We start from the raw sequence: 24,815 nt of genomic DNA, 5'->3' as shown, positions 1-24,815 counted from the left end.
ATGCTCGTTTCACATCCTCATCAACACATTGAAACGTGCAGGAGAATCACCATGAGTCACAGACTTGAAGGCAAAATCGCCCTGGTTACCGGCGGCACATCTGGCATTGGCCTTGCCACCGCAAAGCGCTTCGCCGAAGAAGGCGCTTATGTCTATATCACTGGCCGTCGTCAGGCCGAACTGGACGCAGCCGTAGCAGCGGTTGGAAACGCCACGGGCGTTCAGGTGGATTCAACCAGCCTTGAGCAACTCGACGGGCTGTACCGGAAGATCAGCGCCGAGAAAGGTCACCTAGACGTGCTATTCGTCAACGCAGGCGGCGGGTCGATGCTGCCGCTGGGTGACATCAGCGAAGCGCAATATCAGGACACCTTTGACCGTAACGTGAAAGGGCTGTTGTTTACGGTCCAGAAAGCGCTTCCGGTCCTGGCCAGAGGGGCTTCGATCATCCTCACTGGCTCGACCGCCGCGAGCATGGGCACGCCTGCTTTCAGCGTGTACGCCGCGTCCAAAGCTGCGGTTCGATCGTTCGCCCGCAACTGGATGCTGGACCTGAAAGACCGCAATGTGCGCATCAACACGTTGACCCCCGGCGCGACAAGAACGCCTGGCCTGGTAGGCCTTGCGGGACCGGATGCTGACCATCAACAGGGGCTGCTTGACCATATTGCCTCGCAGATACCGATGGGGCGTGTCGGCGAGCCGGAGGAAATTGCCGCAGCCGCGCTGTTCCTCGCCTCGGACGATGCAAGCTACGTCAACGGTACCGAGCTGTTTGTCGACGGCGGGCAAGCGCAGGTTTGATCGCTCGCTCGCCTGAGGGGACACGTTTGGCTTCTGAAATAAGTGACGCCAGGCTTCCTTGTGATGCCTGGCGTCGCTTTGAGCGCTGATCAGTCTGGGCAGTTTTTCATCCGCCGCCGGTGGTTACTTCAAGCCCGGGGGCAACTCGGAAGGCGAGCAGTGGTTGAAGGCGGTAGCAGTTTTGCCCTGCTTGAACACGAATTTGCCTGGGTTAACCACCGTAACGTCCATACGTTCATTCACAAAAGGCGCCGGGCCTGCGCCGGCGTCGATGCAGCGCTGCGCAACGGTATAAGTCGTACCTTTCTTGCCCTGCACTTGCAGAACACAGCCATGCGTATGCGCCGTACTCAAACCCTTGCCGTCATACTGCTTGATCCCGGCGTTCGCCGGATCCTGGCATGTCTGCGATGCGTCTACGTAGATGCCGTGCTTGAGCGGCAGGGTGTCGGCGGCAAACGAGCAGGGCGATATCAGAATCAGGAGTGCGGAGGCTGCGAAAGCGGTGGACCTTCGTTTCGGCGAGCGGCGCGCGAGGCGGCGGTGACTGTTCACGGGTGGTCGAGGATGCATAGGGTAGGGCCTGATCGGGGTGGATAAATGCCTGACGGGGCTATGGTGGGCGGGGCGGGTGCCGGGGAAACACAATGAATTGGGCCCCCTTGGTTTGCAAGACCGGGGCGTGAGGCCTCTTGCCTTGTCTCAACCCGAAGCAAGCCTGAAGCAAGGTAACCGATTGAAATCAGAACGCTTTGGCCTTGCCTCACCGACCGCGGGTGTATATATTCCCCGCTCTTGTCAGCTGACCTCGCGACACGGTTTGTGAAGGTTCAGCATCAGAAGTGCTACCGCCCTGATGGTGAAATTGGTAGACACACCGGACTTAAAATCCGTCGTCCGAAAGGATGTGCCGGTTCGACTCCGGCTCGGGGCACCATTTAAAATCAGGCGCTTACGGAGCAATCCGAAGCGCCTTTTTTGTGTCCGGGTTTCCGCAATCCTCCAACATTGCCGCAATTCCCGCCTAGCTCAGCCGCAACAAAGCGCCACCGCGCGGTTGACCCAGACATCTCCGATTCCAAACCCCGCATCGGGCGGTGCTATCAAACCCCGTGTTCGCCAGCATGCCAGCTCCTACAGGGCGGCGTACTGATCAATCAACGCCAGACGCGGCACGAGGGTGCCTGGCCGGAGTATCGCGCCGGGAGCAATCACTGCATTCGCACCAATCTTGCAGCCATCACCGATCAGCGCCCCGAATTTCCTCACGCCGGTCTCGATAACACTGCCTTCAAAGAGGATTCGGATCGGGGCACCGTCCAGTTCGTTACGGTAATTGGCCACAATGGCACCCGCCTCGATATTCACCCGCTCGCCGATGATGGAGTCGCCGACGAAGTTGAAATGGGCGAGTTTGCTCCCGTCCAGCATGAAGCTGCTTTTGATTTCGCAGCTTGGACCCACAATGCAGTCGTTACTCAAGTAAACGCCGCCACGCAAGTAGGCGCCTGCCGCTACGAACGATCGTTCCCCGATGATGACCGGGCCTTTGAGCACCGCGCCTGCCTCCACCACGGCGGTTTCGTGGATGGCGCTGTCGCCGACGCGACGGAAGCCCGGTCCCAGGTTCGGCATCAACGCCTGGACCTGACGTTCGCAGTCCTGAGTAACCAGCCAGGCAATGACGCCCTGCGAAGAAGTCGCAGACCAATCCGCCACAAAGGCGTCAATTTCGGGGTTTTCCTTGAATGTCCTCATTTATTGATGAGCGCTCGGGCAATGAATTACGCCGGGGCTCAAGCCTCACCCCCCAGCACCTTGCTCAGAAACGGTGCCGTCCGGCTGTCCGCCACCCGGGCGACTTCTTCAGGCGTGCCACAGGCCACGACGTTGCCGCCCTTGTCCCCGGCGCCTGGGCCGATGTCGATGACCCAGTCACTTTGCGCCACAACGCGCATTTCGTGCTCCACCACGATGACGCTGTGCCCACCGTCAACCAGCGCGTTCAGCTGCGTCAGCAGGCGATCCACGTCGGTGGGGTGTAGACCTGTGGTGGGCTCGTCGAGGACGTAAAGTGTGGCGCCGCGTTGGTTACGCTGCAGCTCGGTTGCCAGCTTGATGCGCTGGGCTTCGCCGCCGGACAACTCAGTGGCTGGCTGGCCGAGCCGCAGGTAGCCCAGGCCGATGTCGCGCAGCACGGTCAGCGAACGCAGCACGCCCGGCTGCTCGGCGAACACATCTACGGCTTGCTCGACGGTGAGTTGCAGCACGTCGGCGATGCTCAGCGCGTTCCAGCGGATGGCGAGTGTGTCCGGGTTGTAGCGCGCGCCATGACAGGTCGGGCAGGGCGCGTAGACGCTGGGCATGAAGAGCAATTCAACGCTGACGAACCCTTCGCCTTCGCACACCGGGCACCGGCCCTTGGCGACGTTGAACGAGAATTGCCCGGCATCGTAGCCAGCCTTCTGCGCCTCCGGGGTGGCGGCAAACAGTTTGCGGACGTTGTCGAACAGCCCGGTGTAGGTCGCCAGATTGGAGCGCGGCGTGCGGCCAATGGGTTTTTGATCGACCTGCACCAGCCGCTTGATAGAGGCCAGCCCGCCAGCAATGTGCCCGCCGGTGGGCTGAGGCGCATCATCTTCGAGGCTGGACTCTTCCTGATCGGCCTCGACCGCAGGCCGGCCGAGCGCGGCACCCACCAGCTCCAGAAGCGCCTGGCTGACCAGGCTGGATTTGCCCGAGCCGGAAATACCCGTGACCGATGTAAAACAGCCCAACGGAAATTCCGCGCTCAGCTCGGTGAGATTGTTGCGGGTGATGCGTTCCAGGCGCAACCAGTCGGTGGCAGGCCTTCTTTCGGCCCGAAGCTCGGTGTGCGAGGCAAACAGATGCTTGCCCGTTTGTGACGCTTCGACCTTGGCCAGGCCTTCAGGTGGGCCGCTGTACAGCACGTGGCCGCCATGCTCACCGGCAGCCGGCCCGACGTCGATCAGCCAGTCAGCACGGCGCATGGTTTCCAGATCATGCTCGACCAAAAACAGCGAATTGCCGGACGCCTTGAGCTGCTGCAATGCCGTGAACAGGGCCTCGCTGTCGGCGGGGTGCAGGCCTGCCGATGGCTCGTCCAGCACGTAAATGACGCCGAACAGTTGCGAGCCCAGTTGCGTCGCCAGACGCAGGCGCTGCAGTTCGCCCGACGACAGCGACGGCGTGCTGCGATCAAGGGCCAGGTAGCCCAGGCCCAGCTCGGTCAGGGTGCTGACCCGCGCCAGCAGATCCTGGGCGATGCGCTGGGCCGCGAGGCGCTTCTCGACGGAGAGGTTCGGGGTTGCGCGCACGTCCGGCGCCGCGTCATGGCCCGAGCCACCGGCGTCGATCCTTTTCTTGCGCGCACTGGCCCTCAGCTTGGGGTCGAGAACTGCGTTGTCGGACGCATCATCGAATTGCCCCGCAGCGGCGGGGCGCAGGACCTCCGCCAGCCGCAGCAGGGACATCTGCGACAGCTCACCAATGTCGAGACCGGCGAACGTGACGGACAAGGCCTCGCGTTTCAGTCGCTTGCCCTCGCACAGCGGGCAGGGACTGCCACGCATGAACCGTGCAACGCGCTTCTTCATCAGTGCGCTCTGGGTGGTCGCAAAGGTGTGCTGCACATACCGACGAGCGCCCGTGAACGTGCCCTGATAGCTGGGCTCAACCTTGCGTTTGATCGCCATACGGGTTTCTGCCGGAGTCAACCCGGCATAGACCGGCGCCGTGGGCTGTTCGTCAGTGAACAGAATCCAGTCCCGGTCCTTCTTCGGCAGGTCCCGCCACGGGGTATCGACGTCGTAACCCAGCGTCACCAGAATGTCGCGCTGGTTCTGGCCGCCCCAGGCAAGCGGCCAGGCGGCGATCGCGCGTTGGCGGATGGTCAGCGAGTCGTCCGGGACCATCAACTCTTCAGGCACCTCGTAGACCCGGCCCAGCCCGTGGCATTCCGGGCAAGCGCCCTGGGGCAGGTTGGGGGAGAAGTCCTCAGCGTAGAGCATCGGCTGCCCCGGCGGGTAGCTGCCGGCGCGCGAATAGAGCATGCGAATCAGGCTGGAAAGGGTGGTGACACTGCCCACCGAAGAGCGCGTGCTCGGTGTACCGCGTTGCTGTTGCAGCGCGACGGCGGGTGGCAAGCCTTCGATGGAGTCGACGTCCGGTACGCCGACCTGATCGATCAGGCGTCTGGCATACGGCGCGACGGATTCGAAATAGCGCCGCTGGGCTTCCGCATACAGCGTGGAAAACGCCAGTGAGGATTTGCCCGAGCCCGAGACGCCGGTGAAGACCACCAGCGCGTCGCGGGGGATGTCGACGTCAACATCCTTGAGATTATGCTCCCGGGCACCGCGGACCCGGACGAATCCGGGAAGGTCGGGGTCAACAGTGAAAGAGGATAGGCGAGCGTCGTCAGGCGTGCGTGGAGCAGTGGTCATGGGTGAGGCCTTTGAATCCGGGAAAGCGAGAGCGGTTTACTCAGCGAGGGGCGCTTTGGGCGTGTGGCCGGCGTCGTCGTGTTCACCGCCGGTGAGCGGTTCGTCTTCGCGGACGTCGTCGGTGCGCTCGCGGTCGTCGGCAACGTCGGCGGGACGCGCGTCCGGGTCATTGAGCTTTTCGCCAGGGATGTGGGCGTTATCGGGTTTCATGATGTTTCTCCTGCCAGTTCTTCTGATGCTTCACGAATGACTTCTGCAGCCTGCAGGCCCTGAAGGAAACCGGCCAGCGCGACTTCCTCCATGCGCAGGCCTTTGCGCTGCCGGATGCGCGGCAATTTGGCGAGCTCGCCGACCGCAAAGGCTTCGAGCACTGCCGGGTGGATGTAGCACTTGCGGCACACCGCCGGGGTATTGCCCAGCAGGCGCGCCACCTCCTTGACCATGGACACGACGTGCTTCTTCGCGTCGGCTTCCGGCTCCCAGTGCAGCTTGCGCAGGGTCGCCAGGGCCATCGCACTGCCGGCCCAGGTGCGATAGTCCTTGGCGGTGAAATCGGCACCGGTCAGCTTGTGCAGATACTGATTGATGTCGTGGGAGGAAACGGAATGCCGCTGGCCGTCGTCGTCCAGGTACTGGAACAGGTTTTGACCGGGCAATTCCATGCAGCGCTTGATGATGTTCGCCAGGCGCCGGTCGGTGACGCTGAGCCGGTGCTCGACCCCGCTTTTGCCGCGAAACTCGAAGTAAATCTTGCTGCCTTTGACGTCCACGTGTTTGTTGCGCAGCGTGGTCAGGCCGTACGAGCGATTGTCCCGCGCATACTGACTGTTGCCGATACGGATCAGCGTCTGATCGAGCAGCGACAACACCGCCGCCATGACTTTCTCGCGGCCCATGCCGGGCTTGGCTAACTGGGTTTCCAGCTGCTTGCGCACTTTGGGCAGCGCCTTGCCGAAGGCAATCATCCGCGAGTATTTGTTCTCGTCGCGGATCTCGCGCCAGCGCGGATGGTAGCGATACTGCTTGCGCCCACGTGCATCGCGGCCGGTGGCTTGCAAGTGGCCCTGGCGGTCAGCGCAGATCCACACGTCGGTGTAGGCCGGCGGGATCACCAGCGCATTGATGCGCTTGATCTCGTCCTCGTCGCGGATACGCTGGCCGTCGGTGTCGAAATAGGCAAATTTGCCGCGCAGGATCTTGCGGCTGAAGCCCGGCTGGCTGTCATCGACGTAGTGCAAATCTTTGGGCAAATCTTCGCTGTGGATGGTGTCCGGCATGAAAGGCAGTCCTGAACGCGGGTCTTGTTGCATTGACCGTTGCGCTGCGCAGTCGTGCCGAATAATTGCAAAAGAGGCTTTGCGAAGGCCGCCCGGTCAGGCGAGCAATGCCACCGATTTGATTTGCGCCCAGAGCCGCTGGCCGGGCTGCAGCTGCAACTGGTCCCGCGAATAACGGGTGATGCGTGCCAGCAGCGCTGTGCCGTCCGCGTCGAGGCGCACCAGCACATGGGCCGTGTTGTCCGCCGCAATCTCCTCGACGACGGTCACCGGCAGGCGATTGAGAATGCTGCTCTGCGCGTCGGGTTGCAGGCTGAGGCTCACGTCTCGCGCCTGCACTTTCAGACGCAGCGGCTTGCCGGGCAGCAGTGCCGAGTGCGCAACGCGGATACTCAGTTCGCTGCCAGGCAAGCCGACGGTGATCAGCTGGTAGGCGGCGTCGTAAGCCAGCACGCTGCCGGCGATCACCACGCCCGCGTCATCGCCCATGGCCAGCGGCAAATCCAGCCGGGCCAGGGTTTCGTCGATGGGCCCGCTGGCCAGCGCCTTGCCTTCGCTGAGCAGGACCAGATGGTCGGCCAGCCGGGCCACTTCATCCTGAGCGTGGCTGACGTAAATGATCGGGATATCCAGCTCGTCGTGCAGGCGTTCGAGGTAGGGCAGGATTTCGCTTTTGCGTTGCGCATCGAGTGCGGCCAGCGGCTCGTCCATCAACAGCAAACGCGGGCTGGTCAAGAGTGCGCGAGCGATACCGACCCGCTGGCGCTCGCCACCTGAAAGCGTGTCGGGCGAGCGCTGCAGCAGGTGATCGATCCCCAGCAGCGCGGTCGCCTGCTCCAGCGTTATACGGCGTTCGCGCTCGGCAATGCGCTTGAAACCGAACCGCAGATTGCCCTCGACGTTCAGGTGCGCAAACAGACTGGCTTCCTGAAAAACGTAGCCCAGGGCGCGCTTGTGTGCAGGCACGAACACCGCGTTGGCGGCGTCCTGCCAGACTTCGCCATTCACCCTGACGTAGCCGCCGGGAGCATTTTGCAGCCCGGCGATGCAGCGCAGGCACGTGGTCTTGCCGGAGCCGGACGGGCCATAAAGTGCGGTCACGCCGCGCCCGGGCAAGGTCAGGTCCACATTCAACGTGAACCCGGCAAATGCCAGGTTCAGGCGCACTTCAAGGTTTGAACTCACGCGCTGCTCCAGGGCGATTTGGCCTTGCCGCTGGAGTACAACGCCAGCAGCACCAGGAAGGAAAACACCAGCATGGCGCCGGCGAGCCAGTGGGCCTGAGCGTACTCCATGGATTCGACGTGGTTGTAGATTTGCGTGGACACCACGCGGGTCTTGTCCGGGATGTTGCCGCCGATCATCAGCACCACGCCGAACTCGCCGACGGTGTGGGCAAAGCCCAGGATGGCGCCGGTGATGAATCCGGGGCGCGCCAGGGGCAGGATCACCGAGAAAAAGCTGTCCCAGGGCCCTGCGCGCAACGTCGCGGCAACCTCAAGCGGGCGGGGGCCGATTGCAGCGAAGGCGTTCTGCAAGGGCTGCACCACGAACGGCAAGGAATACAGCACCGAGCCAATCACCAGTCCGGTAAAGCTGAAGGTCAGCGTGCCGAGCCCCAGCCGCTGGGTCAGTTGCCCGACCGCGCCGTTGGGTCCGAGCAATAGCAGCAGGTAAAAGCCGATCACCGTGGGCGGCAACACCAGCGGCAATGCCACCACGGCGCCGATCGGGCCCTTGAGCCATGAACGCGTGCGCGCCAGCCACAGCGCGATGGGTGTGCCGACGATCAGCAGAATCACTGTCGTCAGGGACGCCAGTTTGAGCGTCAGCCAGATGGCCGCGAAGTCGGCACTGCCCGGCAGCATTTACCGCTGGTACCCGAAGGATTTGATGATCGCAGTGGCTTTAGGCCCTTTGAGATAGTCCATCAAGGCCTTGGCAGCGGCATTGTCCTTGCCTTTGTACAAAATCACTGCGTCTTGCTTGATCGGCTCATGCAAATCTGCGGGTACGATCCACGCCGAGCCGCCGCTGAGCTTGCCGTCCTTGAACACTTGAGAAAGCGCGACAAACCCCAGCTCGGCATTGCCGGTCTGCACGAACTGGTAGGCCTGAGCGATGCTTTGTCCCTCGACGATCCTGTCTTTGGTGGCGGCGGTCAGACCCAGCTTCTCCAGCGTTTGCGTGGCGGCCAGCCCATACGGCGCAGCCTTTGGGTTGGCAATGGACAGATGCGCGTACTTGCCTTGTTTGAGCACCTGGCCCTGGTTGTCAACGTAACCCTCTTTGGGCGACCACAGGGCCAGGGTGCCGACGGCGTAGGTAAAGCGCGAGCCTTTGACGGTCTCGTTTTCGCTGTCCAGCTTCGCTGGCGTGGTGTCGTCGGCGGACAGGAAGACCTCGAACGGCGCACCATTTTTGATCTGGGTATAGAACTGGCCGGTCGCGCCGAACGAGGCCACCAGTGTGTGCCCGGTGTCCTTTTCGAAGTCCTTGGCGATGGCTTGAATCGGCGCCGTGAAGTTGGCCGCCACGGCGACCTGGACTACGTCGGCAGAGGCCATGCCCGACGAAAGGGCCGCAACGGCGAAGACCAGCGAAGTGAGAGAGAGGCGATGGGGCACGGTGCGCATGAACAACTCCGGGGCTGCAAATGGGGGACAAGGGGGAGCAACCGGACATCCATCAGGCGCTATGCAGCGAAATATATAGCGACTAGCCCCGGCGTGAAAGCCGGATCTTCCCGCAGAGGCCAATCAACCGCCGGTCAGCGACCGGCGAGGCGCTCAAGCGCGCCAATGGCGAGCTGGCGCGTGAGGTCTTCCGCTGACAGCGAATGTTTGATGCCGACAGCCTGGCCTGCCCACAGATTCATGAAGCCGTCGTCACCCCGGGCTTCGGCCTTGCTGCGTAGCGGCACCAGCGCACCACCCGCATTCGGAAACGCTGGCGCGGCGTCCGCCATCGGACCGATCTCGCGCATGATCCGATTAACGATGCCCCGTGCCGGGCGCCCGGTGAACAGGTTGGTAACCGCAGTCTGGCTGTCTTGGGCGCGGCTCAGCGCCGCCTGGTGCAGGGACGAGGTTTTCGCTTCCGGGGTGAACAGGTAAGCGGTACCCACTTGCACAGCACAGGCGCCCAACATGAACGCGGCGGCAATCCCGCGGCTGTCGGCGATGCCACCGGCGGCAATCACCGGCACCGACACCGCGTCGACGATCTGTGGCACCAGCGCGAGGGTGCCGACCTGAGTGTGCAGCGCCTCACTGAGGAACATCCCGCGGTGCCCACCGGCCTCGTAACCCATGGCGATGATGGCGTCGCACCCGCGTGCTTCCAGCCACCTGGCTTCTTCGACCGTGGTGGCGGAGGAAAGCACCCTGGCGCCCGCGGCCTTTACTCGCGCCACCAAAGCAGGGTCGGGCAGACCGAAGTGAAAGCTGACCACTTCCGGGCGCAACTCCTCCACCAGTGCGCAGGCAGACTCATCAAACGGTGCGCGACTGGACGCCGGCGTGGGCGCCTCGAAATCTGCGCCCAATTCGTCGTAGTAGGGCTTGAGCAGATCCTTCCAGCGGGCATCGGCCTGCGGATCGGCGGCGGGCGTCTGGTGGCAGAAGAAGTTCAGGTTAAGCGGCGCATGGGTGCCTGCGCGGATGCGCGCCATCTCCTCACGAATCTGCGCGCGGGTGAGCATGGCGCAAGGCAGCGAGGGAAGCCCGCCGGCCTTGCCGACAGCGATGGCCATTGCCGAGCCTGATGCCCCGGCCATCGGCGCTTGCAGAATCGGCAGTTCGATGTCTAGCAGCTTGAGCAGGCGGGTGTCGGGCCAGGCGATCATCGGCAGGGTCTCCAAAGCAAAGAGGGCAGCGAATGCAACGTTGCGGTTGATTTAATAGACGCTCGGTCTAATATGCAACCCCATGAACGAGATCATTGCAAAACCCAGGCGCCCCGGGCGACCTCCCAAAGTGCCACGCCCTGATGACTTCGATACCCGCGAGGCGCTTATCCGCTGCGGGGTCGAGGTGCTGACCGAACAGGGCTTCATGGCTACCGGCATTGACGCCATCCTCAAACGCGTCGGCGTGCCGAAGGGCTCCTTTTATCACTACTTCGCCAGCAAGGAGGCGTTTGGCCTCGCGGTGCTGGACAGCTACGCCCATTACTTCGCACGGCGCCTTGACCGCTGGCTGCTGGATGAGTCGCTGTCGCCACTGGAGCGCCTGGCAGGATTCGTCCAGGAATCCAAGGTCAATATCGCCCGCCATGCGTTCAGACGCGGTTGTCTGGTGGGCAACATGGGGCAGGAAGTCAGTGTCTTGCCCAGCGGATTTCGCGAAGCACTGGAAAACGTATTCCTCGACTGGCAGGCGCGGCTGAGCGTCTGCTTTGAGGCGGCGGTGACCGTGCGTGAACTGCCCGCCCGCACTGACTGTGCAGAGTTGGCGGCGTATTTCTGGATTGGCTGGGAGGGCGCCGTGCTGCGCGCACGCCTGGTGCAGAACGCACAACCACTGGACACTTTCATCATCGGGTTTCTGCGCGGCTTGCCGCGCTGATGCTTTAAGGCCTGGACATAGACGAGCGGTCTAAATAGGAGCAAGTGGCATGTTCAAAGGCATCCTGATCCACAAAGACGACAACGGCTATTGCACCGAACTGAGCGACATCGATGACACTCAGCTGCCCCAGGGTGACGTCACCGTGCGCGTCAGTCATAGCACGCTCAATTACAAGGACGGCCTGGCGATCACCGGCAAGGGCCCGATTGTGCGCCAGTTTCCCATGGTGCCGGGGGTGGACTTGGCCGGGACGGTGGAGCACAGCAGCGACCCCGACTTCAAGCCGGGCGATCAGGTCGTGCTCAACGGTTGGGGCGTCGGTGAGGCCCATTGGGGCGGACTGGCCCAACGGGCACGCCTGCAGGGCAAGTGGCTGATCCCGCTACCCGCCGCATTCTCGGCGGCTCAGGCCATGGCGATTGGCACGGCAGGTTACACCGCGATGCTGGCGATCATGGCGCTGGAGAAAAACGGGCTGACGCCGGATAAGGGCGAAGTGCTGGTGACCGGCGCCAATGGCGGCGTCGGCAGTTTTGCCATCGCCTTATTGGCCAGGCTTGGCTATCGGGTTGTGGCCTCAACCGGCCGCGTGAGCGAGAGCGCCTACCTCACGTCCCTCGGCGCCTCCGAAATCATCGACCGTGCCACCCTGGCCGAACCTGGCCGTCCATTGGCCAAAGAACGCTGGGCCGGGGCGATCGATTCGGTTGGCAGCCACACTCTCGCCAACATCTGCGCCAGCACCCGCTACTGGGGCACCGTGGCTGCCTGTGGTCTGGCCCAAGGGATGGAATTTCCGGCGTCGGTGGCACCGTTTATCCTGCGCGGGGTGACCCTGGCCGGAATCGACAGCGTGATGCGTCCCCGTCAGGACCGGATTGACGCCTGGGCGCGTCTGGCTCGGGACCTGGACGTGTCACTGCTGCCGTTGATCAGCCGCGAGATCGGTTTGAGCGAAGTGATCGACACCGCGCACGCGCTCATGGATGGACAAGTGCGCGGGCGCATTGTGGTTGATACCCAGCGTTAAGCCGGTGCAAGTGGCGGTTCAGCCTTAGGTAAAGGGATGCACAGCAAGCACTTTGACATGCGCCATGGCGGGATGGGCCGGATTGAGCAACAGGTTGCGTGTGTGGGTGATCGCCGCTGACGGCACAATCAGCCCGAGTTGCTCACGCCGCCCCAACCATGCCCCACCAAAATCCATGCTCGCCCTGTCCGCAGGGATGAGGTCCCAGCCGGGCGGGAGGTGGCTCAGCGCGGGCTGCCAGTACAACGCGGGGTCGTCCGGCAATTGCACGTGCACGAGCTGAAAGCCCCGCTGTGGCAGCCCGGTGGATTGAGTCAGCGTGTCCAACGCGCATCCCGCCGCGCTTAACGCCAGATACACGGCGGGCTGATCGGCGTGATTCCAGCGCCCACCGAACCTCGCGGCGCCATTTCCGGACAGGTCATGGGCTTCGCGCCCTTTGCAGATTCTCCAGGCCTGCATCAGACCACCGCGCCGTGCTGCAATGCGCTCAGCACCCGGCGAGCCTGACGCGCGCCGATCTCGGTCTCGCACAAGGCGAGGGGCGTGAGCCCGTTGAGGGCGCGGTTGGGCACGATCATCCAGCGACGTGCGGTGTTCTGGTCTTCAAAGAGTTCGGCGGCATGGGTGGCGAGGGCCGCGACCCGATCAAGGCGTTCGGAGCCGACCACGTCAAGCGGGCGTTGCTGGCGCTGGCGGCGCTCCAGGGTCGAGACCGAGGTGGCCAGCAGCGTTTCGAGCTGGCTGTTGCTCAGCCGAAAAGCGTTGCGCAGCACTTTGACCCAGCCGGGAGGGAAGCCCGAGCGGATGTAGTCCAGCCGTTCGGTTTCGTTGCGCGCGTTGAGTTGATCGGCGATCAGCCAGAATGAAGGGGCGGTGTCGGTTATCGCGTGAAGGGTCGAAGGCACGTCCATGCTCCTTGTGAGATCAGGTGCAAGGACCTTACGCCGCTGTCAGGGTTTCTCAAGCACCGAGCTGTTACCGGCGTTTGCAGGGCAATCTGGTTGCGTGGGGCCGGCCTCGGCCGGTAGCCCGTTTGAGGCGCACGTCAAATCGGCAGGGCTATGAACGACGCTGTCACGCTCGCGGGTGAGCAGGGCGCGTTTACGCTCGACGCCCCAGCGGTAACCGGACAAGGCGCCATCACTGCGCACCACCCGGTGGCAGGGAATCGCCACGGCGAGGCTGTTTGCTGCGCAGGCCAGGGCCACCGCACGGCTGGCGGTCGGTGCACCAATGCGCTGGGCAATCTCGGCGTAGCTGGCAGTGCTCCCCGGTGGAATCTGCCTGAGCGCTTGCCAGACCCGCTGCTGAAACGCGGTGCCCTGCAAATCCAGCGGCAGGTTCAGGCCCAGCTTCGGCGCCTCGACAAATCCCACCACCTGGGCCATGAGTCGCTCGAAATTTGCATCGCCGCCGATCAGCGTGGCGCAGTGGAATTGATCCTGCAGGCTCTGCACCAGTCGATCCGGGTCCTCACCCAGCAGGATGGCGCACACCCCGCGAGGGCTCTGCGCCACCAGAATCGCGCCGAGAAAGCACTGGCCTACGGCAAAGTGAATTTTGAGGTTCGCGCCGCCTTTGCGGTAATTCGTCGGGGTCATGCCCAGCAAGCCGCTGCTGGCTTCGTAAAAGCGGCTGTTGGAATTAAACCCGGCGTCGTACAGCGCGTCGGTGATGCGCCCGCTGTCTGCCAGTTTGCTGCGCACTTTGCCGGCACGGTGAGCATTGGCGTAGGCCTTGGGGGTTACCCCGGCAACCGATTTGAAGACGCGATGGAAATGCCACGGGCTCATCCCGGCCTCAGCCGCCAACTCCGTCAGGGACGGTAACGGCTCAGCCTCGGCGATCAGCCGGCATGCGGCGGCGACTGCGGCGGCATGCGCGGCAGCGAGCTCGCGGCGGTCGGGCGTGGTCCGTTTGCTTGGGCGATACCCGGCGGCTTCGGCCTGGGCTGCATCATCGAAAAACACCACATTTTCTGCACGCGGCAAACGCGACGCGCTGCCCGGCCGGCAATAAACGCCGGTGGTGCGCACAGCGTAAACAAATGAGGTGTCGGCGCTGGCGTCGCGGGTGACCACAGCGTTCCAGCGCGCATCGTGGACTGCGCTTCGGGGTGTCGTGTCGGTGGAGGGGCGGCTTATGTCGCGGTTCATGTCAGGACTCATGTCATGGCTGCTGGTCAAGGCTGCTGGTCAAGGCTGCTGGTCAAGGCTGCTGGTCAAGGCCCGTGTGGGCAGGTGTCGGACGCATCTGAACGTCACGTGAGGCGCCTTGCGGGAATCTTCCACGGACGGCTCACGTCACTGAACACTAGCCGCCTCACCCCAACCTCACACTCCGAGTCTTGCGCTCAAATTCAGGCCAGCATCGGTGGCAAGGTGCCCAGCAGCGATACCGCGGCCAAGGCGCCCGCACCCAGCAGGCTTTCGGCGAAGATGCTCAGCTTCAAGCGTGCCACCGGCAGCTCGGCCATGTGCGCCAGTCGCCGGTTGAGTGCCGCCAGCACCAACATGCCCAGCACCAGCGTCGCCTTCACTGTCAGCACCAGACCAAATCCGTCGAATGCCGGTACGGGCCATAGCCCGCCAGTGAGTGCGCGCACGTTGATCAACCCCGTGGCGATAATCACGGCCACCAACCCATAGCCAATACCGCTGAAGCGGCGTAACACCGCCGCGAGATCAACGCTCTTGGCGGATTTGAGGAGCACGGCGAGCATGGCCAGCCCGCCCAGCCAGGTACCGACGCCGAGCAGGTGCAGCATCTGGTTGACGATCAGCAGTTGGCCCTTGATCCCGTCGAACATCGCCCCGTGGCCAACCGGTGCCAGGGTCATCAGCAACAAGGCATTGAGCGTCAGGACAGCGCCGGGCGTCGAGCGGTGGCAGAAAATGACCAGCAGCGCATTAAGCATCAGATGCACGACCCAGACGTGCCCGAACCAGGTATTGCCGAGCACCAGCCCAAGGGTTTGCGGATCGACCGCACTGGCCCACTCTCCACTGAGGTAGGCGGCGGTCAGCATCAGCCATGCGAGCGCGCTGGCCAGGGCAATGCCAGCGAGAACTCCGGTCCTGCGCTGCAATTGGAGGCCGGCCGGCCCGGCGTCAAACGCCCGCAGCCAGGGCCCAAATAGCCGGCTGCGGAACAGCGCCATGCCAAACAGCAACAGGACTGCGCCGAAGTGGATGAAGCGGCACAGGATCAATCCTTCGTGCATGGCGTTATGGCGTCACCTGAAAACGGTACGTGCCCTCGCTCTTGTGAGTGTCCACCGACACGGCATGCCATTCCACTTTGTACTTGCCCGGCACCATCGGTACGGCGGGGGTCACGATCAGGATTTTTTTGTCAGCGGGGTCGGTTTCCACGCTGCGCGTCTGAATGATTTCTGTCGGCGCGTCGGCCGCGTCCAGGCTGATGACGACCTTGGTGAACTTGTCCTCGACGCCTTCGGAGAAGGTCAGGCGCAACTCCTTAGGCGCGGTGACTTCGCTGTCCGCAGCGGGTTGCTGGCTCTCAAGGTGGGCGTGGGCGAAGGCGGCGGTGGAAGTCAGACAGGCCAGCAGGGACAGGCAGGAGAGGGCGTGCTTGAAACGTTGGGCAGACATCAGCGGGACCTTTGGTTTGGCGGCAGCGATTTGCAGCGGATGGATGACGGAGTCGGCCGCAGCCGACTCGCGATAATGGATCGCTACTAGAGCAGAAAGTGCTGATGGACTCCAGCGAATGTGCCGAATGCGGCGAGGGCGTGCGTTGCGGAACGGGGCGGATCGGGGCGTAGAGGCGTTGATATGGGATGATCGCAGGCTGCGCCACAGGGCGGCGCAGGCGTGGGGGTGAAAGGCTTGAGTCGGGCCTCTTGTGTCAGACCTTGAAGAAGCTGACCCGCTCGGTGAGTACGTCGGCCAGGGTCGACAGCTCACGGCTTGAGCGTGCTACCTGGTTGGAGCCGACTGCGGTTTCGAGCGCTGAATCGTGGATACGATTGATGTTAACGCTGACGTCGTCGGCCACTGCCCGTTGCTGCGCGGCGGCGCTGGCGATCTGCGCGTTCATGTCGTTGAGTGCACCGACTTCGTGGCGGATCTTCACCAGAGCAGTCTGCGCGTCGTGGTCTGCTCGACGGTACGCTGGGCCATCTCGCGGCTTTCGCGCATCAAATCGGCGGTTTTCACGGCGCCGCTTTGCAGTTGGCCGACCATCTCGCGAATCTCCTGGGTCGATTCCTGGGTACGGTTGGCCAGCGAGCGCACCTCATCGGCTACCACGGCAAAACCGCGGCCTGCTTCACCGGCGCGTGCCGCTTCAATGGCCGCGTTGAGCGCCAGCAGATTGGTGCGTTCAGCGATCGAGTTGATCACCGCCACGACATTTTCAATCGCCCGGCTGTCGCTGGAGACCTGTCCTACGGAATCGGCAGCGCTTTCCAGCTTGCGCGCCAACAGGTCCATGGCCTGCGCCGTGCCTTCGACCATGCGCTTGCCGTTCTCGACTTCTTCGTCGGCCGTCTGTGTAGCGTTGGCTGCCTGGCTGGCATAGCCCGCGACTTCCTTGACCGTGCTGGCCATCTGATTGATCGCGGTGGCCATCTGTTGGGTTTCGCTGGCCTGCAGGCGCATCTGCTCGCTGTTGCTGTCGGAACTGGACAGCAACTGCGCGGAAGAATGAGTCAACGCTGTCGCTGCCGAACGTACCTCGGTGATGGTGGCCGACAAGTGCAGATTGGTCGCTTTGAGCGCGCCCATGACGCTGTCGGGGTAGGCCGTTTCGATCCTGTCGGTCAGCTGGCCGGCTGCCAGGCGGCGGATGGAGGACGCAATCTGGTGGGGTTCGGCACCCAGGGTCGACTTGAGGCTGCGGATGATCAGCAGCGAGGCAATGATGCCCAACACCACGGCAACGCCGGTGGCCAGTAGCATCAGCGAGGCGAATTGCGACGCAGTGGCCCGTACCGAAGTGATATGCCCACCAATGGTCGACTCTTCCAGATCAATCAACGCATTGATGCGGGCGAGCCAGTCTTTGTAAGCGCCGGACACCTGCTCCATTAACACCGTCTGGGCCTGGTCAATATCGCCCTGCTGGCGCAGTTTGAGCAGTTTTTCGGTGCTTGCCAGTGCAGTGCGCTCGGCCGACTTCACGTTCGCCAGCAATTCTTGTTCACGAGGTGAAGCGCCCTTGCTCTGGAAGATCCGGTCCATGGGCGCCGCGGATGCCTGATAAAGCCCGTCGAGGCGCTCGATATCGCGCAAGTGCGTGGCCAGGCCTGCATCGTTGCGCACCAGCACGGCATCCCGCAGCGCAATGGCGCGGTCGTGAACGCTGCCGCGGAAATTGATCGCGTAACGCTGCTTGATGGTGGCGTCTTCGCTGACGTCTGTGAGCGTCGATTCAATCACCCTGACCCGGTTCACGCCTACCAGCGTCAGCAGGATCATCAGTGCGAGGACGAGCCCGAAGCCCAGGCCAAGACGCTTGGCTATCGTGAGATCTTTGAACATGGAGGCACCTGAGAAATACATTGCGTGATATTAGAGTGCTACTATGAGGCGCACCTTATATCTAAGTTCACTCTCATTTGCCTCGTTATTTATCTATCGTGCCCATAGAGACCATTCAGGCATCGAGCGGGAATTTTCTGCATTCAGCTGTGTCGCGCGATTCACGGTAGTTGCCTTGCGCAGGCATAAAAAAAGCCACCGCACTGACGTGGGTGGCTAAAAGTCTTACCAAAGGAATGATGAAGCGGAGCATGATCCAGTCGCCTGACGCTGCGGAGTCATCAAGCAATTGAGTCGTGTTCTTCATCGCCGACGACGGTAACACCGGCTGAAAGCTTTGGACTATTACGAAGATCGATAGTGACTATCAAGAGCGGTGTGGCTATCGCCGCGTCTTACGGTGCTAAAAGACTGCCGCAGGACCGCGAGCGCTCTAACCCGGTACTGCGGTGAGTGCCAGGGCGTGCAATACCTATAAAGACAGTGTGTCGTGCTTTGGATTTTTTGCGGTCACCATCTGCCAACCGCCCGGCCCGGCGTTGAACTTTCATATGAACTCGAAACTGAACGCCGCATCGAAGTGCGGATGTGCTGGGCCTTAATAAGACAGGGGATAACAATGACGTTCGTAAAATGGAATCTGATGACGCTGGCCGTCTCGCTCGGTGTGAGTCAATGGGCAACGGCAGGGGTTGTCAGTGATCAATCAGAGGCCAAAGGCTTTGTCGACGACAGCAGCCTGACCGTTCACCTGAAGAACTATTACTTCAACCGCGACAACAAGAATGGCAAGGACGACAGCAAGGACTGGACCCAGGGCGTCCTCGGCAACTTCAGTTCCGGCTTTACCCAGGGCACGGTAGGTTTCGGTGTCGACGCTTACGGTTACTGGGGCCTGAAGCTTGATGGCGGTGGCGGTACCACCGGCACTGGCAACCTGCCAGTGGACAGCCATGGCGATCCGCAGGATGAATACGGCACGGCAGGCGGCGCGCTGAAAATGCGTATCTCCAAGACCGAACTGCGTTACGGCAACCTCCAGCCAGAGGCGCCTGTGTTCGCGGCCGGGGGCTCCCGGTTGTTTCCACAAACGGCCACCGGCTTCAACTTGCGCAGCAGCGACATCGCCAACCTGGAACTGGACGGCGGCCACTTCACCGGCAGCAACGGCCCGGTGACCACCAACAACGATCATGGTATCTGGGCGGCGTACGCCAACGTTGAAGCGAGCAGCATTGATTACGCTGGCGGCAAATACGCGATCAACGATAACTTCACGGTCAGTCTCTACGGCTCGGACCTTAAAGATGTCTGGCGTCAGTACTACGGTAATGCCAATTACACCTTACCGCTGTCCGACCAGCAGTCAGTGAATTTCGATTTCAATATTTACCGCACCAATGACACTGGCGCCGCCAAGGCGGGGGATATCAGCAACACGACGTGGTCGCTGGCTGCCGCGTATTCGTTTCTCACCGCCCACACGCTGACGCTGGCCTATCAAAAAGTTCACGGCGACACCCCCTTCGACTACGTGGCGTTTGGCAATAACGGCGCAGGCGATACGGGCGATTCGATATTGCTGGCCAACTCTGTTCAATACTCCGACTTCAACGGTCCGGGTGAAAAGTCCTGGCAGGCCCGGTATGACTTGAACATGGCGACTTACGGTGCGCCCGGCCTGAGTTTCATGGTGCGGTATATCCACGGTGACGACATTGACGGTTCGCATATCCCGTCCAACAGCACTTACACCGGTTATGGCGATGACGGTGATCACCATGAGACTAACCTGGAGGCCAAGTACGTGGTGCAATCCGGCCCGGCCAAGGACTTGTCGTTGCGCATGCGTCAGGCGTGGCACACCGCTAATGGTGATCAGCCCGACGGCGACGTCAAAGAGTTTCGCCTGATCGCCGATTACCCGATCAATATCTTTTGAGGATTCGCAGTTTGATGTAACCGTTTCGCTCTGACAAAAAGCCAGGTAGTCCGAGAGGTGCCTGGCTTTTTATCGTCTGCACTCCGGGATGCGGCAGGAGGGCATGCCCCCTCCCGGCTGAAGCCGGTCCCACTGACAGCAAAGCAAAGCAAAGCAAAGCAAAGCTACGCGTGCGGTCAGCGGCATGAACATTGTAGGACCGGCTTCAGCCGGGAAGGGGCCGGAACGTGCAACACCTCTGTGAGCGCAGTCAGTTTGGCGTGTGATCACCGCGAATCGAATGGTTGGCCATGTGCTCCAGGCCCTTGATCAACCCCGAGTGATCCCAGCCACTCCCGCCCAGCGCCGCGCAGGTGCTGAACACTTGCTGCGCGTTGGCGGTGTTGGGCAGGTTCAGCCCCAGTTCGCGTGCGCCCTCAAGCGCCAGGTTCAAGTCCTTCTGATGCAGGGCAATCCTGAAGCCCGGATTGAACGTCCCGTTGATCATCCGTTCGCCATGCACTTCCAGAATTTTCGACGAGGCGAATCCGCCCATCAGCGCCTCGCGCACTTTGGCCGGATCAGCGCCATTCTTCGAGGCAAACAGCAGGGCCTCGGCGACCGCCTGAATGTTCAGCGCGACGATGATCTGGTTGGCCACTTTGGCGGTCTGCCCGTCACCGTTGCCCCCGACCAGGGTGATGTTTTTACCCATGGCCTGGAAAAGGGGCAGGGCGCGGTCAAACGCGGCCTGCTCGCCACCGACCATGATGCTCAGCGTTGCGGCCCTTGCGCCCACCTCACCCCCGGACACCGGAGCGTCAAGGTAGCGCGCGCCGGTCGCGTTGATCTTCTCGGCGAAGCCTTTGGTTGCCGATGGTGAGATCGAGCTCATGTCGATCACCAACTTGCCTGCGCTGCAGCCTTCGCTCAGCCCGTTTTCGCCGAACAGCACGTCATTGACCTGCGGTGTGTCGGGCAGCATGACGATGATGAACTCCGCCTCTTGCGCCACTTCCCGCGGATTGGCCAACAGCATGGCGCCGCCGTCCACCAAAGGCGCAGGCGGCGAACTGAAATGCCGGGAAAGAATGAGTTGATGACCTGCGTTCTGCAGGTTTTGCGCCATGGGCAGGCCCATGATGCCGGTGCCGATAAAGCCGATGGTGGCCATGAGGTGTTCCTCTTGTGAGACAGGTCGGATTGGATAGCCCGGATTAATCGCTCGGACGTGTTCGCGAATCAGTTGCGCAGTGAGGCTGCGCAGTGAGGCTCGTGTAGGCGCGCGCTTACCCGCGAGGGCAATTGGCGCCTGACGCCGGAGTTCGCATGACACATGCAATTGCCGGCAAGCGCGCGCCGACAGGGCGCAGGTCACACCAGATTGTGTGCCTTCAACCAGCCCAGTCCCGCCTCGGTGGTGGTCAGGGGTTTGTATTCACAGCCGATCCAGCCGCGATAGCCCAACCGATCCAGGTGCCTGAACAAAAAGCCGTAGTTGATCTCGCCCGTCCCCGGTTCATGTCGACCAGGGTTGTCTGCCAACTGCACGTGCCGGATCACCGGCAGGTGTTTTTCCAGGGTGCGGGCCAGGTCGCCTTCCATGATTTGCATGTGGTAGAGGTCGTATTGCAGCGACAGATTCTGGCTGCCGACCTTGTCGCGAATCGCCAGCGCCTGGGCCGTGGTGTTCAGGTAGAAGCCCGGAATGTCGAGGGTGTTGATCATTTCCATGACCAGTCCGATCCCTTGGGCCTGGAGCCGGTCGGCGGCGTATTTGAGATTGTCGACGAAGGTTTTTTCAATCAGTCCTTCATCCACCCCTGGAGGCTTGATCCCGGCGAGGCAATTGATCTGGGTGTTGCCCAGGACCTTGGCGTAGGCGATGGCCAGATCGACCCCTGCGTAGAATTCCTCAACCCGATCAGGATGACAGGCGATCCCGCGCTCGCCGTTGGCCCAATCGCCGGCCGGCAGGTTGAACAGCACTTGGGTCAGACGGTTGCGCTCCAGTTCGGCTTTGATCTGAGCCGAGCTGAAATCGTAGGGAAACAGGTATTCCACTCCGCTGAAACCAGCGTTGGCGGCGGCTTCAAAGCGCTGCAGAAAAGCCACCTCAGTGAACAACATCGACAGGTTGGCGCATAAACGCGGCATGGCGTACTCCTTGTTTGTAAGCGGCAAAGGGGAGCGCGATCAGTCCAGCAGGCTGACGGCGGTAGGGGCGTCGGATCGCGTTTCGGCCAGCGCTTCGAACTCGTTGATCGCGTTGATTTCGGTGCCCATCGCGATGTTGGTGACACGCTCCAGAATCACCTCCACCACCACCGGCACGCGGTATTGCTGCATCAATCCCGAGGCCTCGGCGAAGGCGGCCTGCAAGTGGGCTGGATCGAAAACGCGTATCGCCTTGCAGCCCAGTCCTTCGGCAACCGCAACGTGATCAACGCCGTAGCCCGCCAGCTGCGGGGCATTGACGTTGTCGAAGGCCAGTTGCACGCAGTAATCCATGTCGAAATTGCGCTGAGCCTGGCGAATGAGGCCGAGGTAGGCGTTGTTCACCACCACGTGGAGGTACGGCAGCTTGAACTGGGCGCCCACTGCGAGTTCTTCGATCATGAACTGGAAGTCATAGTCACCCGACAGGGCGACGACGCGGCGGCTCGGGTCGGCCTTCACCACGCCCAGTGCTGCCGGAATGGTCCAGCCCAGTGGGCCGGCCTGGCCGCAGTTGATCCAGTGGCGCGGCTTGTACACGTGCAGCAGCTGCGCGCCGGCAATCTGCGACAGGCCGATGGTGCTCACATAACAGGTGTCCTTGCCGAAGTAGCGGTTCATCTCCTCATACACGCGCTGGGGCTTGACCGGGATGTCCCCATAATGGGTTTTGCGCTGCAGCGTGCGCTTGCGCTCCTGACAACTGGCGAGCCACGCGCTGCGGTCTTTCAACTTGCCTGCCGTGTGCCATTCACGCGCCACGTCGATGAACATCGCCAGCGCCGCGCCTGCGTCAGAGACAATCCCCAGGTCCGGGGTCAGAACCCGGCCGATCTGTGTCGGTTCGATGTCAACGTGGATGAACGTGCGCCCCTCGCTGTACACCGAAACCGTGCCGGTATGCCGGTTGGCCCAGCGGTTGCCGATGCCGAGGACCAGATCGGCCTCCAGCAATGTGGCATTGCCGTAACGGTGGGACGTTTGCAGGCCGACCATGCCGGCCATTTGCGGGTGGTCGTCAGGGATGGCGCCCCAACCCATCAGTGTCGGAATAACCGGGATGCCGGTGAGTTCGGCGAACTCCACCAGCGCGGCCGACGCGTCGGCGTTGATGATCCCGCCGCCCGCGACGATCAATGGACGCTCGGAGGCGTTGAGCATCGCCAGGGCTTTTTCGATCTGCCTGCGGCTGGCCTGGGGTTTGATCACCGGCAAAGGTTCGTAGGCGTCGATGTCGAATTCGATCTCGGCCATTTGCACGTCGAACGGCAAGTCGATCAGCACCGGACCGGGGCGGCCACTGCGCATCAATTGAAAGGCCTTCTGAAACACGTACGGCACCTGACCGGGTTCCATCACCGTGGTCGCCCACTTGGCGACGGGTGCGGCGATGCTGGCAATGTCCACCGCCTGGAAGTCTTCTTTGTGCAGGCGCGCACGCGGCGCCTGGCCGGTGATGCACAGGATCGGGATCGAATCGGCCGACGCCGAATACAGACCGGTGATCATGTCGGTGCCCGCGGGCCCTGACGTGCCGATGCACACGCCAATGTTGCCGGCCACTGCGCGGGTGTAGCCCTCGGCCATGTGCGAGGCGCCTTCGACATGACGCGCCAGGACATGATCGATGCCGCCGAGTTTCTTGAGTGCGGCGTACAGCGGGTTGATGGCGGCGCCGGGAATACCGAACGCGGCGCTGACGCCTTCACGGCGCATGACCAGAACGGCGGCCTCAATAGCTCTCATGACGGGCATTGGGTATTCTCCTGAACTCGATAGTTTTTGTATGTGAACAGCGTGATTTGAAACCGCCTGGTTGTGAATGGCTGTTTTAATCCGTTCTATCGGTATCTGGAGTATCGAATGGACCGTTACACCGAGTTGCGCAGTTATGTTCTTGTCGCTACGCGCGGCAGCTTTGCCGGCGCCGCGCTGGTGGAGGGTGTCACGCCAGTGATCATGGGGCGGCGGCTGAGCGCGCTGGAGGATCGGCTGGGGGTCAAGCTGATCCATCGCTCCACGCGCGGCCTGACCCTCACGGACGCTGGCGAGTCGTACCTTGAGAACGCCAGGCGGGTGCTGCAGACGTTTGAAGAGCTGGACGCCAGCATCAGCGAGAACGAGAGCAGCGTTCGCGGGCACTTGGTGGTGTCGGCACCGGCCGGTTTCGGACGCCGGCATGTCGCGCCCCATGCCCCGGAATTTCAGGCGCGGTTCCCGGACCTGCAGCTGTCCTTCAACCTCACCGACAACGTGGTGGACCTGGTGCGTGAGGGCTACGACATGAGCATCCGCATCGGCGAGGTGCTCGACCCCAATTATGTGGCCATCAGGCTATACGCCAATAAACGCGTGGTGTGTGGGTCACCGGCGTATTTCGCCAGGCACGGTTTCCCGCAGACCCTTGAAGACCTCGCGCAGCACAATTGCCTGTCCTTCAACCTGCAGGGCGGACAGCACCGGGGCTGGACGTTTCAGCGCGACGGCAAACCGGTGGCCATCAAGGTGACGGGCAATCTCTACTGTAACGACAGCGAGTTGCTGTTTGACTGGGCCAGGCGCGGGCTGGGCTTGAGCTGGCGCTCGACCTGGGAAATTCAGAATGAAGTGCAAAGCGGCGAACTGCTCACTGTGCTAGACGAGTTTGCCTTGCCCAGCTACGACATCCAGGGGGTATACCCGCAACAGCATTACCTGCCGGCAAAGGTGCGGTTCTTCATCGCGTTTTTGAAAGAGGTGTACAACCGGCCGGGGTACTGGCGGCAGGCGTGAGGGAGGCCTCAGCGGCACTCGCTGGAAAAGCTTCCCGGCTAAAGCCGGTCCCACAAGGGGATTGCATTTGCTGCGACACCCCGGACCTCTGTAGGAGCCGGCTTGCTGGCGAATGGCCGGTTCAGTCACCACATCTTTGGCGGGTGTTCGATTTTTCGCGGGCAAGCGCGCTCCCATCAAACAAAATATAACCTACTGATTTAGTTCATAATTCGCCGAGTTTTTTAACGGCCGTTAGCATTGGCGC

Annotated in this window: 25 protein-coding genes, 1 tRNA gene and 1 pseudogene; 6 read left to right on the top strand and 21 right to left on the bottom strand. The window is 62.2% G+C overall.

From position 1 onward, the window contains the following. The first annotated feature begins 51 nt into the window (after positions 1-51). On the top strand, positions 52-804 hold the full coding sequence (locus tag QRN48_RS04450; RefSeq protein WP_285349120.1) for an SDR family oxidoreductase: 753 nt from the start codon (positions 52-54) through the stop codon (positions 802-804). A 123-nt stretch (positions 805-927) separates the two neighbouring features. Here the strand turns inward: QRN48_RS04450 and QRN48_RS04445 are convergent, their stop codons facing one another. Next, positions 928-1,359 (bottom strand): hypothetical protein, encoded by a 432-nt coding sequence (locus tag QRN48_RS04445; RefSeq protein WP_285349119.1) that lies wholly within the window; start codon positions 1,357-1,359, stop codon positions 928-930. 295 nt (positions 1,360-1,654) lie between these two features. Here QRN48_RS04445 and QRN48_RS04440 point away from each other — a divergent pair. Beyond that, positions 1,655-1,741: transfer RNA gene (locus tag QRN48_RS04440), tRNA-Leu, on the top strand. 197 nt (positions 1,742-1,938) lie between these two features. Here QRN48_RS04440 and QRN48_RS04435 read toward each other — a convergent pair. From QRN48_RS04435 to QRN48_RS04400, 8 genes are all read right to left on the bottom strand, one after another. Beyond that, positions 1,939-2,562, bottom strand: a complete 624-nt coding sequence (locus tag QRN48_RS04435; RefSeq protein WP_285349118.1) for a DapH/DapD/GlmU-related protein — start codon at positions 2,560-2,562, stop codon at positions 1,939-1,941. Between the two features lie 38 nt (positions 2,563-2,600). After that, a complete protein-coding gene (locus tag QRN48_RS04430; RefSeq protein ID WP_285349116.1) occupies positions 2,601-5,270 on the bottom strand; it encodes an excinuclease ABC subunit UvrA in 2,670 nt (889 codons plus the stop codon). A 36-nt stretch (positions 5,271-5,306) separates the two neighbouring features. Further along, positions 5,307-5,480 (bottom strand): hypothetical protein, encoded by a 174-nt coding sequence (locus QRN48_RS04425; protein WP_285349115.1) that lies wholly within the window; start codon positions 5,478-5,480, stop codon positions 5,307-5,309. Then, the gene (locus QRN48_RS04420; protein WP_037009870.1) at positions 5,477-6,547 is read right to left on the bottom strand and encodes a DNA topoisomerase IB; all 1,071 of its coding nucleotides are present in this window, start codon (positions 6,545-6,547) and stop codon (positions 5,477-5,479) included. The genes QRN48_RS04425 and QRN48_RS04420 overlap by 4 nt, the downstream gene beginning before the upstream one ends. A 96-nt stretch (positions 6,548-6,643) precedes the next feature. After that, positions 6,644-7,732, bottom strand: a complete 1,089-nt coding sequence (gene modC / locus QRN48_RS04415; RefSeq protein ID WP_285349111.1) for a molybdenum ABC transporter ATP-binding protein — start codon at positions 7,730-7,732, stop codon at positions 6,644-6,646. Next, positions 7,729-8,415, bottom strand: coding sequence for a molybdate ABC transporter permease subunit (gene modB / locus QRN48_RS04410; protein WP_285349110.1), 687 nt, complete (start codon positions 8,413-8,415; stop codon positions 7,729-7,731). The genes modC and modB overlap by 4 nt, the downstream gene beginning before the upstream one ends. Further along, positions 8,416-9,114 (bottom strand): molybdate ABC transporter substrate-binding protein, encoded by a 699-nt coding sequence (gene modA / locus QRN48_RS04405; RefSeq protein ID WP_285349409.1) that lies wholly within the window; start codon positions 9,112-9,114, stop codon positions 8,416-8,418. It lies immediately after the preceding gene. Positions 9,115-9,317: 203 nt separating this feature from the next. After that, entirely contained in the window at positions 9,318-10,394 is a 1,077-nt protein-coding gene (locus QRN48_RS04400; RefSeq protein ID WP_285349108.1) for an NAD(P)H-dependent flavin oxidoreductase, read from the bottom strand. Between the two features lie 82 nt (positions 10,395-10,476). On the opposite strand from QRN48_RS04400, the gene acuR reads away from it, so the two are divergent. Continuing rightward, positions 10,477-11,115: an acrylate utilization transcriptional regulator AcuR gene (gene acuR, locus QRN48_RS04395; RefSeq protein ID WP_285349106.1), complete on the top strand. Its 639-nt coding sequence runs from the start codon at positions 10,477-10,479 to the stop codon at positions 11,113-11,115. Positions 11,116-11,164: 49 nt separating this feature from the next. Further along, entirely contained in the window at positions 11,165-12,148 is a 984-nt protein-coding gene (gene acuI, locus QRN48_RS04390; protein ID WP_285349104.1) for an acrylyl-CoA reductase (NADPH), read from the top strand. Between the two features lie 24 nt (positions 12,149-12,172). On the opposite strand, the gene QRN48_RS04385 is transcribed toward acuI, so the two are convergent. From QRN48_RS04385 to QRN48_RS04355, 9 genes and pseudogenes are all read right to left on the bottom strand, one after another. After that, the gene (locus QRN48_RS04385) at positions 12,173-12,610 is read right to left on the bottom strand and encodes an RES family NAD+ phosphorylase (protein ID WP_285349102.1); all 438 of its coding nucleotides are present in this window, start codon (positions 12,608-12,610) and stop codon (positions 12,173-12,175) included. After that, a complete protein-coding gene (locus QRN48_RS04380) occupies positions 12,610-13,056 on the bottom strand; it encodes an Xre family toxin-antitoxin system antitoxin (protein WP_285349100.1) in 447 nt (148 codons plus the stop codon). Before QRN48_RS04380 ends, QRN48_RS04385 begins: the two co-directional genes overlap by 1 nt. A 45-nt stretch (positions 13,057-13,101) precedes the next feature. Beyond that, positions 13,102-14,307, bottom strand: coding sequence for a bifunctional DNA-binding transcriptional regulator/O6-methylguanine-DNA methyltransferase Ada (ada, locus tag QRN48_RS04375; protein WP_285349098.1), 1,206 nt, complete (start codon positions 14,305-14,307; stop codon positions 13,102-13,104). A 203-nt stretch (positions 14,308-14,510) separates the two neighbouring features. Continuing rightward, positions 14,511-15,374: a copper homeostasis membrane protein CopD gene (gene copD, locus QRN48_RS04370; protein ID WP_285349097.1), complete on the bottom strand. Its 864-nt coding sequence runs from the start codon at positions 15,372-15,374 to the stop codon at positions 14,511-14,513. Between the two features lie 4 nt (positions 15,375-15,378). After that, a complete protein-coding gene (gene copC / locus QRN48_RS04365; RefSeq protein ID WP_191943932.1) occupies positions 15,379-15,765 on the bottom strand; it encodes a copper homeostasis periplasmic binding protein CopC in 387 nt (128 codons plus the stop codon). A 256-nt stretch (positions 15,766-16,021) separates the two neighbouring features. After that, the gene (locus QRN48_RS25285) at positions 16,022-16,249 is read right to left on the bottom strand and encodes a hypothetical protein (protein ID WP_502944565.1); all 228 of its coding nucleotides are present in this window, start codon (positions 16,247-16,249) and stop codon (positions 16,022-16,024) included. Further along, a complete protein-coding gene (locus QRN48_RS25280) occupies positions 16,246-16,632 on the bottom strand; it encodes a methyl-accepting chemotaxis protein (RefSeq protein ID WP_502944570.1) in 387 nt (128 codons plus the stop codon). The genes QRN48_RS25285 and QRN48_RS25280 overlap by 4 nt, the downstream gene beginning before the upstream one ends. A gap of 564 nt (positions 16,633-17,196) precedes the next feature. After that, positions 17,197-17,658 (bottom strand): annotated as a pseudogene (locus QRN48_RS25275) (MCP four helix bundle domain-containing protein); the annotation flags it as partial. A 115-nt stretch (positions 17,659-17,773) separates the two neighbouring features. Next, complete coding sequence (locus QRN48_RS04355; protein WP_285349095.1) at positions 17,774-17,965, bottom strand: hypothetical protein; 192 nt, start codon at positions 17,963-17,965, stop codon at positions 17,774-17,776. Positions 17,966-18,277: 312 nt separating this feature from the next. On the opposite strand from QRN48_RS04355, the gene QRN48_RS04350 reads away from it, so the two are divergent. Beyond that, a complete protein-coding gene (locus tag QRN48_RS04350) occupies positions 18,278-19,600 on the top strand; it encodes an OprD family porin (RefSeq protein ID WP_191943935.1) in 1,323 nt (440 codons plus the stop codon). A gap of 250 nt (positions 19,601-19,850) precedes the next feature. Here the strand turns inward: QRN48_RS04350 and QRN48_RS04345 are convergent, their stop codons facing one another. The 3 genes from QRN48_RS04345 to gcl all read right to left on the bottom strand — a co-directional run bounded on the left by QRN48_RS04345 (position 19,851) and on the right by gcl (position 23,551). Beyond that, positions 19,851-20,753, bottom strand: coding sequence for a 2-hydroxy-3-oxopropionate reductase (locus QRN48_RS04345; protein WP_285349092.1), 903 nt, complete (start codon positions 20,751-20,753; stop codon positions 19,851-19,853). Positions 20,754-20,953: 200 nt separating this feature from the next. Beyond that, positions 20,954-21,736: a hydroxypyruvate isomerase gene (gene hyi / locus QRN48_RS04340; RefSeq protein WP_191943937.1), complete on the bottom strand. Its 783-nt coding sequence runs from the start codon at positions 21,734-21,736 to the stop codon at positions 20,954-20,956. A 39-nt stretch (positions 21,737-21,775) separates the two neighbouring features. Then, positions 21,776-23,551, bottom strand: coding sequence for a glyoxylate carboligase (gene gcl / locus QRN48_RS04335; protein ID WP_285349089.1), 1,776 nt, complete (start codon positions 23,549-23,551; stop codon positions 21,776-21,778). A gap of 108 nt (positions 23,552-23,659) precedes the next feature. Here gcl and QRN48_RS04330 point away from each other — a divergent pair, with 108 nt between their 5' ends. Continuing rightward, a complete protein-coding gene (locus tag QRN48_RS04330) occupies positions 23,660-24,568 on the top strand; it encodes a LysR family transcriptional regulator (protein WP_285349088.1) in 909 nt (302 codons plus the stop codon). The last annotated feature ends 247 nt before the right edge of the window (positions 24,569-24,815 follow it).

It is taken from the genome of Pseudomonas sp. ME-P-057, from assembly GCF_030208975.1.
Classification (GTDB): domain Bacteria; phylum Pseudomonadota; class Gammaproteobacteria; order Pseudomonadales; family Pseudomonadaceae; genus Aquipseudomonas; species Aquipseudomonas lutea.
Note: the sequence above shows the minus strand (reverse complement) of the source record. Positions and strands in the feature narration are given on the sequence as shown.

Coding starts and splice junctions, on each gene's coding strand:
- QRN48_RS04450 (WP_285349120.1), top strand. CDS start 52: ATGAGTCACAGACTTGAAGGCAAAATCGCCCTGGTTACCGGCGGCACA.
- QRN48_RS04435 (WP_285349118.1), bottom strand. CDS start 2,562: ATGAGGACATTCAAGGAAAACCCCGAAATTGACGCCTTTGTGGCGGAT.
- QRN48_RS04430 (WP_285349116.1), bottom strand. CDS start 5,270: ATGACCACTGCTCCACGCACGCCTGACGACGCTCGCCTATCCTCTTTC.
- QRN48_RS04425 (WP_285349115.1), bottom strand. CDS start 5,480: ATGAAACCCGATAACGCCCACATCCCTGGCGAAAAGCTCAATGACCCG.
- QRN48_RS04420 (WP_037009870.1), bottom strand. CDS start 6,547: ATGCCGGACACCATCCACAGCGAAGATTTGCCCAAAGATTTGCACTAC.
- modB (WP_285349110.1), bottom strand. CDS start 8,415: ATGCTGCCGGGCAGTGCCGACTTCGCGGCCATCTGGCTGACGCTCAAA.
- modA (WP_285349409.1), bottom strand. CDS start 9,114: ATGGCCTCTGCCGACGTAGTCCAGGTCGCCGTGGCGGCCAACTTCACG.
- QRN48_RS04400 (WP_285349108.1), bottom strand. CDS start 10,394: ATGATCGCCTGGCCCGACACCCGCCTGCTCAAGCTGCTAGACATCGAA.
- acuR (WP_285349106.1), top strand. CDS start 10,477: ATGAACGAGATCATTGCAAAACCCAGGCGCCCCGGGCGACCTCCCAAA.
- acuI (WP_285349104.1), top strand. CDS start 11,165: ATGTTCAAAGGCATCCTGATCCACAAAGACGACAACGGCTATTGCACC.
- QRN48_RS04385 (WP_285349102.1), bottom strand. CDS start 12,610: ATGCAGGCCTGGAGAATCTGCAAAGGGCGCGAAGCCCATGACCTGTCC.
- ada (WP_285349098.1), bottom strand. CDS start 14,307: ATGAACCGCGACATAAGCCGCCCCTCCACCGACACGACACCCCGAAGC.
- copD (WP_285349097.1), bottom strand. CDS start 15,374: ATGCACGAAGGATTGATCCTGTGCCGCTTCATCCACTTCGGCGCAGTC.
- copC (WP_191943932.1), bottom strand. CDS start 15,765: ATGTCTGCCCAACGTTTCAAGCACGCCCTCTCCTGCCTGTCCCTGCTG.
- QRN48_RS25280 (WP_502944570.1), bottom strand. CDS start 16,632: ATGGTCGAAGGCACGGCGCAGGCCATGGACCTGTTGGCGCGCAAGCTG.
- QRN48_RS04355 (WP_285349095.1), bottom strand. CDS start 17,965: ATGAAGAACACGACTCAATTGCTTGATGACTCCGCAGCGTCAGGCGAC.
- QRN48_RS04350 (WP_191943935.1), top strand. CDS start 18,278: ATGACGTTCGTAAAATGGAATCTGATGACGCTGGCCGTCTCGCTCGGT.
- QRN48_RS04345 (WP_285349092.1), bottom strand. CDS start 20,753: ATGGCCACCATCGGCTTTATCGGCACCGGCATCATGGGCCTGCCCATG.
- hyi (WP_191943937.1), bottom strand. CDS start 21,736: ATGCCGCGTTTATGCGCCAACCTGTCGATGTTGTTCACTGAGGTGGCT.
- gcl (WP_285349089.1), bottom strand. CDS start 23,551: ATGCCCGTCATGAGAGCTATTGAGGCCGCCGTTCTGGTCATGCGCCGT.
- QRN48_RS04330 (WP_285349088.1), top strand. CDS start 23,660: ATGGACCGTTACACCGAGTTGCGCAGTTATGTTCTTGTCGCTACGCGC.